This is a genomic window from Segeticoccus rhizosphaerae (assembly GCF_009192725.1).
In the GTDB taxonomy this organism is placed as follows: Bacteria; Actinomycetota; Actinomycetes; order Actinomycetales; family Dermatophilaceae; genus Segeticoccus; species Segeticoccus rhizosphaerae.
In genome coordinates, this window is record NZ_VOHR01000005.1 from 26,352 (window position 1) to 38,865 (window position 12,514).

Genomic DNA, 12,514 nt, shown 5'->3' on the forward strand with positions numbered 1-12,514 from the left:
CCTGGCTCCCCGTCGTCTGGCCCTCCGCCCGGGGCCATCAGTGCTTCCGTCGTGAGAAGTGGGCCTCGCCCACGCTGAGGATGGCGAACGCCGCCGCCTCCGCTGCGAGGAAGCACCAGACGATCCGGTCAGAGGGTGGAAGCGCCCCCAAGGCGAGGAAGGCAAGCCCGCCGACGACAAAGGCGCCCAGCCACCCGATGACCGCGTTCCTCGGGCGGCCGTGAGCCAGGATACTGATCACCAAGACCAGGTTGGCGACGGCCAACGTGCACGCCACAGCCACCACTCCGGAACTCATCCCGTCGAAATGCACCGTCGCCCCGAAGATCAGCCGCAACACAGGAGGGCCGAGCCACACGCCGAAGACTCCGGCCAGACCGACGGTGACGGCCGTCGTCGCCAGGGTGGCGGCGCGGAGTCGCTGCAGGGCCGCGGTCTCCTCAGCGACGACCAACGCGCTGATCTTGGAGCTCAGCTGGGCGACGAGTCCGATGGCCAGGAGATAGGGCGCTCTGAAGAGGGCGAGAGTCGCGAAGAGCGCGGTGACGGCGGCTGGAGTTCCACCGGCGAGTGCCAGGAGGACAGGTGAACCGGTCAGCACGATCTGCCCGAGCAGCTGGGCAGACCCTGCACCGGTGAGGAACGTGAGCGGCCTGCGCCGTTCGGTCGTCGTGACCCCTGTCCCAAAGCGCACGGAGCGCAGCCAGAAGACCGACACGAGATGGCCGGCGACGAGGCTCAGGCCGTAGGCCGAGGGATCGCGCACTCCCGACACGAACAGTGCTCCCACCGCGATGCAGCGAAGTCCGTTCTCGGCCACCAGGCTCACGCCGATGCTCACGTAGCGACGGCTCGCGTTGAGCCTCCCTCTGACGACGCCGATCACGCCGGAGCCGAGGGTCAGCAGCGCGACCAGCGCCGGCCACGCCACACCGTCGACATGGAAGAGCGGCATGCGCCCCAGCCAACAGAGGCCGCCCAACGCGATGGACGAGGCCAGCACGGCCATGGAGACGCGGGGCAACGCGTGACGAACGGACCCCTCGCCCTGCACGGTCACCGTTCGCGTGATCCAGTGCTGCAACGGGAATGTCAACGCTGCGGCTGCAAATCCCCAGTAGGTCCACAACACCGAGACCGGTGCCGCAGCCTCCGCGCCCAGAGCGCGGGTCGAGAGGGCAAAGACGACGTAGGCCAACAGCCCGCTGAGACCCGAGCCGAGCGCCAACGCGATGGTGTCACGCCGCCTGCCGGCCGGTCGAGGGTCTTCCACCGGGGCGGGCGAGCGACGCCGGGATGGGCCCACTCCGGGCTCGTCAGCTGACATGCTTCAACGCACGGAGGGTCTTCTGGCCCACCGACCGATCCACGAACCAGACCCACCCCGGCCCGTTTCCGACCCGCTGGTAGCCGTCACTCAGGGTGCCTCGCAGCCACGCGGGGACGGAGCCACCCACCGCGATCACCGTCGGTCTCTGTTCATCGATCCAGTTGGCGTACCCCTCCAGGCCCCCGGGCCAGGTGTCGTTCATGTAACGACCCAACCCGCCGGAGAGCGTCTGGTAACGCGTCGGGTTGGTCTTGTGTGCGAAAACCATCGGCTGCGGCGCATTGATCGACAGCATGGAGGCGTCGTCGGGCAGTTCGGCCATCACCGTGGTCACTGATTGACGCTGGGCGGTCAGCCTCTGATCGCGTTGGCCGACGGAGAAGTTGAGCGCCATGGCGACCCCGGCCACGATCCAGACCAGCGACAAGGCCAACACTCGTCGTGGTGCCAGGTGGCGGCTGAGCGCCTTCACCACCCCTCCGTAGGCCAGCGCTGCCCAGGGGAGCACGGTCATGGCATCCGGCCAGTCATCGAAGTTCAGAAACATCCAGGCAATCGCCACCAGGGCAGCCACAGCGAGGCCCACCGTTGAGACCGCAGCAGGCTCAGGGCGATCTCTGGTGCGCCACCACTGCACTGCACTTCTGCCGAGTTCACTCAGACCGAGCAGGACGATGGCAGCCACGCCGACGAGCGCCACCCAGAGCGAGGCGCCGTAGCCGCCCTCCAACTGCCACCAGTTGGTGGCGAATCCTCGTGTGATGGAGTTCCCGACGTTGTACTCGCTGTTGAGTGCCCAGAACGCGGCGAAGGCCGTTTGCAGAGCCCCCGCGGCAGTGAAATAGACGATGCAGACCACGACGGGGACGATTCCACCGAAGGCAAACTGCACGGCCGACCGAAGCCGATCCCCGGCTTGGACCGCGATCAGACCGACAAGTGCAATCGCCAGCCCCACTGGAAAGGAGATCTGCAGGATGAGCGTTGCCAGGCTCAGCGCCACACCCGCCCCAAGCCACCGTCGATGGTGGACCGCCCATGCTGAGACCAGCAGCATCAGGAGCATCGGCGTCTTCTCGCGCGGTCCGCCAGAGGCATAGGCAATGATTCCGTGGAAGCTCAGGAACGCGGCAGCGGAGGCCAGCCCCGCAGCCTTCGAGCCGAAGACGTCCCGGCCCAACAGATAGACCATGCACACACCTGCCACCGCAAAGAGCAGGAAGAGCAGGCGCATGCCGAAGACGTCGTCGAGGCCGCCGATCCGGGCAATCAGGACGCCCAAACCGGGGAGCCAGTGTGCAAGGGGCCCAGCACGGTTGAGGATTCCCTCATAGGGCGGGACGCCTTCAAAAACCTGCTGCCCGGCGTAGCTGTAGATCCCGAGGTCCCGGGACAGCACACCGTTGAAGCCGTGCAGCGAATACACGAGCAGGCCGACGGCACCGACCAGCCAGGTCAGGAGATCGAAGCGAAGCCGTGGCCGGTGCACCCGGGTGACGCGGCCCCCGGCCATCGTCCGTGTCAATCGGCGTCGTTGATCATGCCGGCGCCGACGGTGTTCCCGGTGGCCTCGTCGATCAGGATGAACGCACCGGTGGTGCGGTTCTTGTCGTAGGGATCGCACAGCAGCGGCACCGCGCTGCGGAACTGGACCCGACCGATCTCGTTGAGGCCCAGCTCGCCGGTCTCCATGTCGCGGTGGAGCGTGTTGATGTCCAGACGGTACTGGATGCTCTTGATCAAGACCTTCCCCGTGCGGGTCGTGTGCTTGATCGCCAGCTTCTGCCGCGGTCGCAGGGGCTCGTTGGTCATCCAGCAGACCATCGCGTCGATGTTCTGGCTGGGCGTGGGGGAGTTCTTCGGCCGGCAGATCATGTCGCCGCGGGAGACGTCGAGGTCGTCCTCGAGCCGGACGGTGACCGACATGGGCGGATAGGCCTCGGAGACCTCCTTGTCGAAGACGTCGATGGCCTTGATCCTGCTCGTCATCCCGCTGGGGAGGACCTGCACCTCGTCACCAGGCTTGAGCACGCCTCCGGCGACCTGCCCGGCATACCCGCGGTAGTCGTGGAACTCGTCCGACTTGGGCCGGATGACGTACTGCACCGGGAAGCGCGAGTCGATCATGTCGCGGTCGGAGGCCACGTGGACGTTCTCGAGGTGGTGGATCAGCGACGTGCCGGCATACCAGGGCATGTTCTCGGAGCGGGTGACCACGTTGTCACCCTTGAGCGCGGACATCGGGATGATGGTCAGGTCGGGGATCGCCAGCTTGGTCGCGAACGAGCCGAACTCCTTGGCGATCTTGTTGAAGACGTCCTCGTCGTAGTCGACGAGGTCCATCTTGTTCACCGCGAGGACCAGGTGGGGGACGCGTAGGAGCGACAGCAGCACCGCGTGGCGACGGGACTGCTCGGTCAGGCCGTTGCGCGCGTCGACGAGCACCAGGCCCAGGTCCGCCGTGGACGCACCGGTCACCATGTTGCGGGTGTACTGGATGTGCCCGGGCGTGTCGGCGATGATGAACTTGCGCTTGGGGGTGGCGAAGTAGCGGTAGGCCACGTCGATCGTGATTCCCTGCTCCCGCTCGGACCGGAGTCCGTCGGTGAGCAGCGCCAGGTCGGTGTAGTCGTAGCCGCGCGACTTGCTGGTCGTCTCGACCGCACTCATCTGGTCCTCGAAGATCGCCTTCGAGTCGAGCAGCAGGCGCCCGATGAGGGTGGACTTGCCGTCGTCGACCGACCCGGCTGTGGCAAAACGGAGCAGATCCATGGTTTAGAAGTAGCCCTCTCGCTTGCGGTCTTCCATTGCGGCCTCGGAGAAGCGGTCGTCGCCGCGGGTGGCACCCCGCTCGGTGACCGTGGCGACCGCGATCTCGTCGATGATCTCGTCGACGGTCGCGGCCTCCGACTTCACGCAGCCGGTCAGGGTCATGTCACCGACGGTGCGGAAGCGCACCATCTCCTTGGTGATCGACTCACCCTTCTTGGGCTGCACCGCGTCGGAGGCGGACAGCAACATGCCGTCGCGGGCGATGACCTCGCGCTCGTGGGCGAAGTAGATGGACGGCACCTCGATGCCTTCGCGGCCGATGTAGTGCCAGATGTCGAGCTCGGTCCAGTTGGACAGCGGGAAGACCCGCATGTGCTCGCCCTCGTGCAGCTTGCCGTTGTAGAGGTTCCACAGCTCGGGGCGCTGGTTCTTGGGGTCCCACTGGCCGAAGTCGTCGCGGTGGGAGTAGACGCGCTCCTTCGCCCGGGCCTTCTCCTCGTCGCGGCGTCCGCCACCGAACGCGGCCGTGAAGCCTTCACGCTCGATCGCGTCCAGCAGGGTGCCGATCTGCAGGCGGTTGCGGCTCGTCTTGCCGTCGTCGACGACGACACCGTTCGCGATGGCCTCGTCGACCGAGGCGATGATCATCCGCACGCCGAGGCGGTCGACCCACCGGTCACGGGTCTCGATGACCTCGGGGAAGTCGAAGCCGGTGTCGACCTGCATCACCGGGAAGGGGACGCGCGCCGGGTAGAAGGCCTTCTCCGCCAGGCGCAGCATGACGATCGAGTCCTTGCCGCCGGAAAAGAGCAGCACCGGCTTGCGGAACTCCGCCGCCACCTCGCGGAAGATGTGGATCGACTCCGACTCGAGCTCGTCGAGCTGGCTCATCCGGTAGTCAGTGTGCACAGCCATCGTCAGGTGGTTCCCTCCTCGTGGATGCGCGCAACTCTACACACGCTCAGGTCCGCTCCGACGGACGAGTCGGGGAAGTCGGCTCGTCGTGGGACGGGGCCGCGACCGGGAGCGACTCGAAGGGTGCGAGACCGTGCAGCTTGCGAACGCCGCCCCAGATGACCGGACCGAGGATCAACATGCCGGCACCGATCATGCCCACCCACTCGGGCGGGACCTGCAGCATCGAGAGTCCGGTCAGGGACAGCACCATCACGATGCCTCGCCGGATCACCGACTGGGAGACCCAGCTGGCCAGCTTGGCGCCGAGGAAGGTGCCGGGCATTCCACCGACGATCAACGGGATGAGCACCGCCCAGTCGACCCCCGAGACGATGACGTGGCTGATCGCCGCCGACACGACCAACGGGATGGCCTGCACCAGATCCGTCCCGACCAGGCGCCGCGGCGACATGCGTGGATAGAGCAGCACGAGCGCCACCATGATGAGTGATCCCGAGCCGACCGAGGTCAGGCCCACCAGCAGCCCGCCGGTGGCACCGATCAGGAAGGTGGGGAGCGGCTTGACCGGAGACTCCGGCCGGCCGGTGTGCTCGCCGCCCTCGTGCAGGTTCTTCACCATCTGCAGGTACATCCGCAGGGCGTAGGTCGATGCCGTGATCAGCAGGGTGACGCCGATGGCGAGCTTGATGAACTGCTCCTGTGCCTCGCCGGCCGCCACCGCCTTGATGATGAACGCGCCGGCGAAGGCTGTCGGCACCGAGCCGGCGATCAGCCAGGCGGCCAGCTTCAGATGAGGTGAGCCACCCTTCCAGTGCACCGCGGCCCCGACGCTCTTGTTGAACGCGGCCGAGACGAGGTCGTTGGCCACGGCGGCCGAGGGTGGCACGCCGAGCAGGATCAGCGCCGGGGTCATCAGGGCACCACCGCCCATCCCGGTCAGCCCGATGACGATGCCGACCAGGAAGCTGACCACCAGCAGCGAGAGCGCGGTCGTGGTCAGCAGGTCACTCATCGCTCACCCCGGCCCGCCGGGCTCCCGGTCGGGTCGGCGTCGAGGTCGACCAGACCGTCTTCAGCCAGCAGCCCGAGCACGTCATCGACCACCTCGTCGACCGTCCGCCCGGCGGTGTCGACCCGCAGGTCGGCATCGTCGGGCTCCTCGTAGGGCGAGGAGATGCCCGTGAAATCCGGTATGTCGCCCCGCCGCGCCTTCGCGTAGAGGCCCTTGCGGTCCCGCCGCTCGCACTCCTGCAGTGGCGTGGCGACGTGGACGAGGACGAAGGCGCCACCGGTCGCATCGACCATCCGACGCACGGCGGCCCGGGTGGAGGCGAACGGGGCGATCGGGCTGCAGATGGCCGCGCCTCCGTGGCGGGCGATCTCCGCGGCGACCCACCCGATCCGGCGGATGTTGGTCTCGCGGTCCTCCCGCGAGAACGTCAGGCCCGCCGACAGGTTGCGCCGCACGACGTCACCATCGAGCAGGGTCACGGTGCGGTGGCCCTCGGCGACGAGCCGGTCGCGCACGCCCCGGGCCACGGTCGACTTGCCGCTGCCGGACAGCCCGGTGAAGAACAGCACCATCCCGCGGGCGGTTCCGGTCGGGCGGTCGGACCGCACCACCGCCTCGACGGCGGCCGGCAGGGGTCCCTCGCCGACTGTCTCGAGGACCTCGGCCGGGGCGTAGGCCCGGACGACGCGGTCCTGCACCGCGCCGTCGGCCCCCGCCCGGTCACGCCGGGCGAGTGGCACGGCGACGACGTGCGCGTTTCCGATCAGGCCGGCGGCCGCGAGGCTGGCCCGGATCAGGCCGGTGGCGGACAGACCCTCGGGCCGCCCCTCGCCGACCAGCGCGAGCAGCAGCACCGGCCGTCCGGCTGCGGCCGCGGTGATGTGGTCGATGTCCTGCTCGGTCAACGGCCGCGCGCTGGGCACCGTGATGGTCTCGGGCGGGAGCCCCGTCCGGAGCTGCTCAGGGGCGAGGTAGAGGTGGTCGAAGACCCGCCCCTCACGACGGGTGAGTCCCCGCACCGCTCCGACGAGGCCGACGGTGGCTGCGTCCTCCTCGAAGGTGTCCTGGATCTCGAGGGAGGCGAGCGGCACCCCTTCGGGATCGACCAGCTCGACGGTCGTGCCGGGCGACAGCCTCGGGGCCAGGTCGCGGGACGTGGTGAGGGTCACGCCCGTCTCCGGTGTCCCGAATCCGCGAAGCGGGGCGAGGGCTCCGGTCATCAGCAGCTCGAGGTCGTCGAGCTCGCCGGCGGACGGCGCCAGCTGGACAGTGTTGCCGTCGGCCGTGTTCACGCCGGGCATTCTGTCATCCGCGTCCCGCCTCGGCACTCACGTGGGCACGACGCGCGGGAGCGCTTCCGTCAGCGCGTCGCGCCAGTCGCGGACGGGCGCCCGACCGACGCGTTGCCAGGCGTCGTGGCCCAGCACGCTGTATGCCGGTCGCGGCGCCGGACGCGGGAAGGCGGCGGTGGTGGTGGGGCGGACCCGGTCGGGGTCGAGACCGAGGCCGGTGAAGATCGCGCGGGTGAACTCGAACCACGTGGTCGATCCGGAGGACGTCGCGTGGTAGGCGCCGGGGGGTGCCTCCGCCTCGACGAGCCGCAGGATCGCGTCCGCCACGTCGACGGTCCAGGTGGGTTGCCCTTCCTGGTCGTCCACGACGTCGAGGGTGTCATGATCGCCGGCGAGCCGGGCCATCGTCTTGACGAAGTTGCCACCGTGCTCGCCGTAGAGCCAGGCGGTGCGGACCACCAGTGAGTCGGGGCACAGCGCCCGCACGGCCCACTCCCCGGCGGCCTTCGTCCGTCCGTAGGCGGAGCGTGGAGCCAGAGGCGCGTCCTCGGCATACGGGCTGGTGGCGTCTCCGGCGAAGACGTAGTCGGTGGAGACCTGCACGAGCCTGGCTCCGGCGCGCTCGCACGCGCGGGCGAGGTTGCCGGCCCCGATCGCGTTGATGGCGAAGGCGTCCGGTTCGTGGCTCTCCGCGTCGTCCACCGCGGTCCAGGCGGCGGTGTTGACCACGACGTCGTGCGAGGACACCTCAGCCAGGCAGGCGTCCGGGTCGGTGACGTCGAGGTCGAGGCGGGCGGCCGCGGTGACATCGTGCCCGGCGGACCGGGCGGCAGCCACGACGTCCTGCCCGAGCATGCCGCCGGCACCGGTGACCAGCCAGCTCATCAGCGGCCCAGCCGTTCGTAGCGCGCCTCGGCGACCACCTTGGCCGTGCGCCACCAGTCCTGGTTGTCGCGGTACCAGGCGATGGTGTCCTCGAGCCCAGAACGGACGTCCGGGTGGGTGGGTTGCCAATCGGTCTCGCGGCGGAGCTTGGTGGAGTCGATGGCATAGCGCAGGTCGTGGCCGGGGCGGTCCGGGACGTGGTCGAACCAGTCGGCGGGCTTGTCCATGAGCTCGAGGATGAGCGCAATCATGTCGCGGTTGTTCATCTCGCCGTCGGCGCCGATCAGATAGGTTTCGCCGAGCCGTCCCTGCTCGAGGATGGCGATCACGGCGTCGTTGTGGTCGTCGACGTGGATCCAGTCACGCACGTTGGTGCCCTCGCCATACAGCTTCGGCTTGACGCCGTCGAGGATGCCTGTGATCTGCCGGGGGATGAACTTCTCCACGTGCTGGCGGGGGCCGTAGTTGTTGGAGCAGTTGGACAGGGTCGCCTGGAGGCCGAACGAGCGGATCCAGGCACGGACCAGCAGGTCGGCGCTGGCCTTGGACGCGGAGTAGGGGCTCGACGGGTTGACCGGCGTCTCCTCGGTGAACCGGGCCGGGTCGTCGAGGGCGAGGTCGCCGTAGACCTCGTCGGTGGAGACGTGGTGGATCCGCTTGTCGTGCCGTCGCACCGCCTGGATCAGTTGGTAGGTGCCGACGATGTTGGTCTCGATGAAGGGCCACGGGTCCTCGAGCGAGTTGTCGTTGTGCGAGTCCGCGGCGAAGTGGACGACCAGGTCGTGCGCGGCCACCAGCTCGTCCACCACGGCGGGGTCGCTGACCGAGCCCTTCACCACATCGATGTCGTCGATGACCGGGTCCAACGAGGAGAGGTTCGCGGCATACGTCATCGCGTCGAGCACGGTGAGCTGCCAGTCGGGTCGCACCTGCCGGGACCGAATGACGAAGTTGCTGCCGATGAACCCGGCCGCGCCGGTGACGAGGACCTTCATGGGGGCGAGGCTAGTCGACCCGTTCGGATCACCCGGGTCGTCAGCCAACCGGCCGATAGGGTCGCACCCATGAAGGGCATCATTCTGGCAGGGGGCTCCGGCACGCGCCTGCACCCGATCACCAAGGCGATCAGCAAGCAGCTGATGCCGGTCTATGACAAGCCGATGGTCTACTACCCGCTGTCGACACTCATGATGGCCGGCGTCCGCGAGGTGCTGGTCATCACGACGCCCCACGACTCGGCTGCGTTCCGGCATCTGCTCGGCGACGGCTCGACGTGGGGGATGAGCCTGGAGTATGCCATCCAGCCGAGCCCGGACGGGCTGGCGCAGGCCTTCATCATCGGCGCGGAGTTCATCGGCGACGACACTGTCGCGCTGGTCCTGGGAGACAACATCTTCCACGGTCCCGGCCTCGGCACCTCGCTCCGCGCCAACACCGACGTAAGGGGCGGTCACATCTTCGCCCAGCACGTCTCCGAGCCGCGCGCCTACGGCGTCGTGGAGTTCGACCTCGACGGCACGGTGCGGTCGATCGAGGAGAAGCCCGCGCGGCCGAAGTCGCGCTATGCCGTGCCGGGGCTCTACTTCTACGACAACTCGGTGGTCGAGATCGCGCGCAACCTGAAGCCGAGCGAGCGCGGCGAGCTGGAGATCACCGGCGTCAACCAGGCCTACCTGGAGCAGGGCACCCTGACCGTCACGACCCTGCCCCGGGGCACGGCCTGGTTCGACACCGGCACCTTCCAGGGCCTGTTGGACGCGAGCCAGTTCGTGGCCGTCGTCGAGGCCAGGCAGGGCCAGAAGATCGGTTGTGTGGAGGAGATCGCCTGGCGCAACCACTGGCTGGACGACGACGAGTTCGCTGCTCTGGGCCGGTCTTTGGTCAAGAGCGGCTACGGCACCTACATGCTGAGCCTCCTGGGCGACACGGAGGTGCCGTGATGGACATCCGACCGCTGCGCATCGAGGGTGCCCACGAGATCACCCCGAGGCAGTTCCCCGACGGGCGGGGCGTGTTCCTCGAGTCCTTCCGCGGCGACCGCCTCGCCGAGGTGATCGGCCACCGCCCGGACATCATCCAGACCAACGTCTCGGTGTCGTCGCGCGGGACGGTGCGCGGCATCCACTTCGCGGATGTCCCGCCCTCGCAGGCCAAGTACGTCACGGCACTGTCGGGGTCGTTCATCGACTTCGTCATCGACATCAGGGTCGGCTCCCCCACGTTCGGGGAGTGGGACTCGGTGCTGCTCGACACCAGGGACCGCCGGGCCATCTACCTCTCCGAGGGTCTCGGCCACGCGATCTGTGCCCTGGAGGACGACTCCACGGTGATGTACCTGTGCACGGCCACATACAACCCCGGGCGCGAACACGGCATACACCCCCTCGACCCGGAGATCGGGCTGCGCCTACCGGACGGCCTCGAGCCGGTCCTCTCGGACAAGGACGGCGCAGCGCCCACCCTCGCGGCGGCACGGAGCGAGGGTCTGCTGCCCGATCATGCGCAGTGCCAGGCGTATGTCGCGTCGCTCACCTGAACCTCCTGGGGAATCCCACATCGCGGGCCAGTCCTTGTTAGCGTGAGGGTGATGAGCATCTTCGGCGGACGGCCGACCATCCTCGGACATCGCGGGCTCGGTGCTGGCGTGGTCGACGGCCACGCGGAAAACACACCCGACTCGTTCCGCGGGGCCGTGAAGGAGGGGTTGCGCTGGATCGAGACCGATGTGCGCCGCACCCTCGACAACGCGGTGGTGGTCGGGCACAACCCGAGCCTGCACGACGGGTCCTTCCTCGAACAGCTCACCCTGGCGCAGGCGCGCGAGCTCGGGGTGCTGACCATCGAGGAGCTGCTCGAGGAGCTGCCGGACAACATCGGCGTCAACCTCGACGTCAAGAGCTGCCTCGAGGACGCCCTGCGGCCACCCGCCCAGACCACGGCCGCGATGGTCGCGCCGTTGGCCAGGCAGATCTCGCGGGAGCGGCCGTTCCTGCTCTCGTCCTTCGACGCCTCGGTCGTCCTCCTGGTGCGCGAACGCGCGCCCGAGGTGCCCTTGGGCCTTCTGACGTGGTTCACCTTCCCGCTGCGCAAGGCCATCGCGGCGGCGGCGCAGCTCCACGTCGAGGTGGTCAGCGCCCAGGTGGGGTCATTCCTGCGCCGGAGCGTGGAACCGAAGCTGCCGCAGGTCTCCAACGACTACGCCGTGGACGTGGCGCACCGTGCCGGGCTCGAGGTCATGTGCTGGTGCCCCGACCTCGAGGACGCGCGAGACCTCTTCGAGGCGGGGGTCGACGGGGTCGTGGTCAACGACGTGCCGCGCGCACTCGAGGGTCTGCGTGGGGTCGCTGACTGAGTCCACCCCGGGACGCTGCTCGGCGGTCAGGCGGTATAGCCGAACCGCTCGTAGTCGGCCCGGTAGAACTCCTGGATCTGCGTCAGCAGCGACGGCGTGATCTCGACGTCCTTGCTGGAGTAACCGGCGCTGTGCGCGCCCTCTCTCACCCGTGGGACGTCGCGCGTCAACCCGAGGTCGTGGGTCTGGTCGAGCTTTTCGACGATGGCGCTGAGGCCGTCCTCGAAGTAGTGCACCTCGGCCTCCTGCAGGTAGAAGTCCGCCTGGGGCCGAATGTGGTTGTCGTGCAGGTGCGGGTCGACCTTGCATTTCGCGAAGTTCTGCTGTGCCCACGCCTCCACGCGTGCCCCGTCCACCCCGACCTCCCTGCGGCGGGTGCGCCACAGGTACTCCGACTGCAACCGGCGCACGGGGTCGCGCACCATCATGAACACGAGGTCGAAACGGTCGATCCGAAACAACATCCGCAGCAGCTCCGCCTCCATGTGCTGCGGTGTGCTCCGGCGGAGGTGGTTCATGTTGTCCCGACCCATCCGGCCGTCGAGGTAGGTCGTGACGTAGCCACTGTTCTTGAAGACCCGCTCGATGGTGGAACCGCCGGTCTTCGGCACGTGCACGAACAGGATCTTTCGTCCGTCCTTGCGGAACACGGGCATGGCACGGCTGCTTTCTGCGCTGGGACGAAGTGCGACGGTCTATGGAGCGTCGGCTCCGTAGGATACGACGCCACCCAGTCTCGGTGCGCACAGGCTGACGTCACCGGGCGACCCTCGAGGGGTGCCGTGGAGCCGCGATCCTCGCTACCCTTCTGGGGTGAGTGCGCCAGGTGTCGGTGTGCAAGGGCTCGCTGAGCAGGAGGGACGAGCCGGCGGCGCCGTCGGCACCCTCCCCGAACCGCCCGATCCCGCACCCCCGGGCCCGCCGACGCCGGGGCCGCCGACGCCGGGGAGGGT

Annotated in this window: 12 protein-coding genes; 3 read left to right on the forward strand and 9 right to left on the reverse strand. The window is 68.4% G+C overall.

The window, feature by feature from the left end:
• Positions 1-37: 37 nt before the first annotated feature.
• From FRW57_RS01100 to rfbB, 8 genes are read right to left on the reverse strand one after another with little or no spacing between them, the layout of a single operon-like run.
• Positions 38-1,273, reverse strand: coding sequence for a lipopolysaccharide biosynthesis protein (locus tag FRW57_RS01100; RefSeq protein ID WP_152185057.1), 1,236 nt, complete (start codon positions 1,271-1,273; stop codon positions 38-40).
• Positions 1,274-1,316: 43 nt separating this feature from the next.
• Positions 1,317-2,855, reverse strand: coding sequence for a glycosyltransferase family 39 protein (locus FRW57_RS01105; protein WP_152185058.1), 1,539 nt, complete (start codon positions 2,853-2,855; stop codon positions 1,317-1,319).
• Complete coding sequence (locus FRW57_RS01110; protein ID WP_152185059.1) at positions 2,852-4,102, reverse strand: sulfate adenylyltransferase subunit 1; 1,251 nt, start codon at positions 4,100-4,102, stop codon at positions 2,852-2,854. The genes FRW57_RS01105 and FRW57_RS01110 overlap by 4 nt, the downstream gene beginning before the upstream one ends.
• A 3-nt stretch (positions 4,103-4,105) precedes the next feature.
• On the reverse strand, positions 4,106-5,017 hold the full coding sequence (cysD, locus tag FRW57_RS01115) for a sulfate adenylyltransferase subunit CysD (protein WP_152185060.1): 912 nt from the start codon (positions 5,015-5,017) through the stop codon (positions 4,106-4,108).
• A gap of 46 nt (positions 5,018-5,063) precedes the next feature.
• The gene (locus tag FRW57_RS01120) at positions 5,064-6,032 is read right to left on the reverse strand and encodes a sulfite exporter TauE/SafE family protein (RefSeq protein ID WP_152185061.1); all 969 of its coding nucleotides are present in this window, start codon (positions 6,030-6,032) and stop codon (positions 5,064-5,066) included.
• Positions 6,029-7,324: an adenylyl-sulfate kinase gene (cysC, locus tag FRW57_RS01125; RefSeq protein WP_238999242.1), complete on the reverse strand. Its 1,296-nt coding sequence runs from the start codon at positions 7,322-7,324 to the stop codon at positions 6,029-6,031. Before cysC ends, FRW57_RS01120 begins: the two co-directional genes overlap by 4 nt.
• A gap of 36 nt (positions 7,325-7,360) precedes the next feature.
• On the reverse strand, positions 7,361-8,209 hold the full coding sequence (rfbD, locus tag FRW57_RS01130) for a dTDP-4-dehydrorhamnose reductase (protein WP_137119581.1): 849 nt from the start codon (positions 8,207-8,209) through the stop codon (positions 7,361-7,363).
• A complete protein-coding gene (gene rfbB, locus FRW57_RS01135) occupies positions 8,209-9,204 on the reverse strand; it encodes a dTDP-glucose 4,6-dehydratase (protein WP_137119582.1) in 996 nt (331 codons plus the stop codon). Before rfbB ends, rfbD begins: the two co-directional genes overlap by 1 nt.
• Before the next feature lie 69 nt (positions 9,205-9,273).
• On the opposite strand from rfbB, the gene rfbA reads away from it, so the two are divergent.
• From rfbA to FRW57_RS01150, 3 genes are read left to right on the forward strand one after another with little or no spacing between them, the layout of a single operon-like run.
• Positions 9,274-10,149, forward strand: a complete 876-nt coding sequence (gene rfbA / locus FRW57_RS01140; RefSeq protein WP_152185063.1) for a glucose-1-phosphate thymidylyltransferase RfbA — start codon at positions 9,274-9,276, stop codon at positions 10,147-10,149.
• Positions 10,149-10,745 (forward strand): dTDP-4-dehydrorhamnose 3,5-epimerase family protein, encoded by a 597-nt coding sequence (locus FRW57_RS01145; protein WP_137119584.1) that lies wholly within the window; start codon positions 10,149-10,151, stop codon positions 10,743-10,745. The genes rfbA and FRW57_RS01145 overlap by 1 nt, the downstream gene beginning before the upstream one ends.
• A gap of 51 nt (positions 10,746-10,796) precedes the next feature.
• The gene (locus FRW57_RS01150; RefSeq protein ID WP_152185064.1) at positions 10,797-11,561 is read left to right on the forward strand and encodes a glycerophosphodiester phosphodiesterase; all 765 of its coding nucleotides are present in this window, start codon (positions 10,797-10,799) and stop codon (positions 11,559-11,561) included.
• A gap of 26 nt (positions 11,562-11,587) precedes the next feature.
• Here the strand turns inward: FRW57_RS01150 and FRW57_RS01155 are convergent, their stop codons facing one another.
• Entirely contained in the window at positions 11,588-12,217 is a 630-nt protein-coding gene (locus tag FRW57_RS01155) for a sulfotransferase family 2 domain-containing protein (RefSeq protein WP_137119586.1), read from the reverse strand.
• Between the last annotated feature and the right edge of the window lie 297 nt (positions 12,218-12,514).

What these genes read in the sequence shown, in the direction of transcription:
- FRW57_RS01110 (WP_152185059.1), bottom strand. Translation starts at nt 4,102, where the DNA reads ATGGATCTGCTCCGTTTTGCCACAGCCGGGTCGGTCGACGACGGCAAG.
- cysD (WP_152185060.1), bottom strand. Translation starts at nt 5,017, where the DNA reads ATGGCTGTGCACACTGACTACCGGATGAGCCAGCTCGACGAGCTCGAG.
- FRW57_RS01120 (WP_152185061.1), bottom strand. Translation starts at nt 6,032, where the DNA reads ATGAGTGACCTGCTGACCACGACCGCGCTCTCGCTGCTGGTGGTCAGC.
- rfbD (WP_137119581.1), bottom strand. Translation starts at nt 8,209, where the DNA reads ATGAGCTGGCTGGTCACCGGTGCCGGCGGCATGCTCGGGCAGGACGTC.
- rfbB (WP_137119582.1), bottom strand. Translation starts at nt 9,204, where the DNA reads ATGAAGGTCCTCGTCACCGGCGCGGCCGGGTTCATCGGCAGCAACTTC.
- rfbA (WP_152185063.1), top strand. Translation starts at nt 9,274, where the DNA reads ATGAAGGGCATCATTCTGGCAGGGGGCTCCGGCACGCGCCTGCACCCG.
- FRW57_RS01145 (WP_137119584.1), top strand. Translation starts at nt 10,149, where the DNA reads ATGGACATCCGACCGCTGCGCATCGAGGGTGCCCACGAGATCACCCCG.
- FRW57_RS01150 (WP_152185064.1), top strand. Translation starts at nt 10,797, where the DNA reads ATGAGCATCTTCGGCGGACGGCCGACCATCCTCGGACATCGCGGGCTC.
- FRW57_RS01155 (WP_137119586.1), bottom strand. Translation starts at nt 12,217, where the DNA reads ATGCCCGTGTTCCGCAAGGACGGACGAAAGATCCTGTTCGTGCACGTG.